The organism is Bacillus sp. JJ864, assembly GCF_036963045.1.
Taxonomy (GTDB): domain Bacteria; phylum Bacillota; class Bacilli; order Bacillales; family Bacillaceae_G; genus Bacillus_A; species Bacillus_A pseudomycoides_C.
Map to the genome: position 1 here is coordinate 8,221 of NZ_JBALLY010000119.1, position 2,299 is coordinate 10,519.

General features: G+C 38.8%; 2 pseudogenes. One reads left to right on the plus strand and one right to left on the minus strand.

The window, feature by feature from the left end:
- Nucleotides 1-734, minus strand: a pseudogene (locus tag V7024_RS17635) (hypothetical protein); the annotation flags it as partial.
- Between the two features lie 120 nt (nt 735-854).
- On the opposite strand from V7024_RS17635, the pseudogene V7024_RS17640 reads away from it, so the two are divergent.
- Nucleotides 855-2,211: pseudogene (locus V7024_RS17640) on the plus strand (IS4 family transposase).
- The last annotated feature ends 88 nt before the right edge of the window (nt 2,212-2,299 follow it).

Consider the following 2,299-nt stretch of genomic DNA (forward strand, 5'->3'; position numbering starts at 1 on the left):
GAACTTGTTGTTGGATCCATGTCTTTTACATTTATAAATTTACAATTTTTCAATTTAACTGTTCCTAAGTTTTCACGGAATAATAAACCTTTACTAACAGGCTTGTTATTAAAATCAAAAGTAATATTTTCGAACTCTACATTTATATATATATCAAACGCTGTGTTACTACTTGGTAAATCGACTAATATAACAGAACCCTTTGTTCCTGTAATCTTTTTAGGAACACCACTATCAACATTGATAGTATCTGTTATCCTATATATCCCTTTTGAGACAAGAAGAGAGTCATAATTAGAATTTAAAGCGCTAGATAATGGTTTATTATTAGATAATGCAATGGTTATTGCCCCGAATTTCTTTATGTTTACTGCCATATCTTCAATGATTTTTTGTTGTAAATCAATTAAATTTGCATTCTTTTTAAAGTCGCTATCTGCGCGATCTTTAAGCGTCTCGTGAACATTACCATCTGCGTCCACTCGCGCTTGTTTCGCTTCAGGTCCCGAATCACCATTTATAACTATGGTATCTACTTGGGTTTGTACATTATTTGATAAGTCGTTAGCCTCTTTTGCTAGTTCTTTTGCTTCAATAGAGTCTCTAACTGCTTGCTCGCTTTTTTCTTCAATATCATTATGTGTTTTTTCGAGCATGTCCCAGTTTTCGTTCGTCTTATTTCTAAAGTGTCTATCTTGCGCTGTGTTTCCCCATCGATGTAATGTTATTGGCATTATTTCACCTTCCTTAAAAAAGAGAGCGAAACGCCATTGCCATCAACTTAAGGAAATGTATAAAATAACAAAATTAAGAAACCCTTTCATGCAGTACTGCATGAAAGGGTTTCTTAATTTATGTCTACAAACAATTGCATGTTAGTTGAAGAGTTACGCATACTTGGTGAAGAATTTCGAAATACATTCTCTGTTCCTCATCTACAGGAACTTACGTATCAAACGGGTATGATTCAACGAAAACGAAAGTTTCGGGCACAGGATATTGTATCACTCTGTGTGTTTCTTGGTCAGACAATCAGCTCTGAGTCCTTAAAAACTGAACGAAGCAACAGGTACTTGCATCTCAACTGAGGCGCTCAATAAGCGTTGGAATGAGCGAACTGTGGCGTTCCTCAAAGAGTTGTTTCTGCATGCTTTTCGGAAAAAAGTGTGTCCCACTCCATCATTATCTAGCCGATTTACACGAATTCGCATTTTAGACTCGACATCCTTTCAATTGCCAGCTTCCTATGTAGAGAGCTATAAAGGATCTGGGGGTAGCGGTTCTGAAGCAGGTGTGAAGATTCAGTTGGAGTATGAGCTACTCTCTGGAGAATTTCTAGAAATGGAGATAGACCACGGCACTAGTAACGACGCAAAATATGGGCGAGAGCGAACCAAGACTCTGCAAGCGGGGGATCTCGCACTCCGTGACCTTGGTTATCATTATATTCGTGATTTAGACCATATCACAACGTGTGGGGCTTACTACATATCTAGGATTCGGTGGAACACGCAAGTGTATCAAAAAGGAGAAGACGGGAATTGGATCTTATTAAACATAGAAACTTTAACGAAGGATTTACAAGAAGGAGAAACCCTAGAGTTGCCAGAAGTGTACATCGGATTGAAATACAAACATCGAACTAGGCTGGTCTTATATCGTCTAACACAAAATGAGTGGAATAAACGTTTGGCACATCATAAGAAAACGAACAAGAAGATACCGAAGGCTGCGAGCAGAGTAAACCTATTAGTAACCAACACTTCTTCAGAGAAACTGCCAGCTACAGAGGTGTACGCCTTCTACTCGTTACGATGGCAAGTAGAAGTTCTGTTTAAAACATGGAAATCTATTTTTCGAATTCATGACATCAAACCAATGAAGTTAGAACGATTTCAGTGTCATTTGTATGGCCAGCTCTTGCGCTTATGTTTGGTGGCAAGTACTACATACCAGATGCGGAGGCTTTTGTGGGAGAAGCAACGGAAGGAAACGAGCGAATTGAAATGTGCCTATATGGTGCAAATCTATCTCACAAAAATACACACCGCACTCTTTTGTACTTTCCAACATCCTGTTTCAGTGCTTAGCAGGCTCTTTCAAGATGTCAGTAAGAATGGAAAAAAAGCGCGGCGGTACCGAAAAGCAACGCCGTTTGAGATTCTAGGCTTATTAGAGACATCAACGGCCCAGCTTCCAGTGGCTTCATAAAGTATGTACCAAGGGAAGCTGTATTTGAGTATGCCCAAAATATATTGATTTTACTCAAAGACCGTAAAAAAAAAGTGTCCCTGATGCC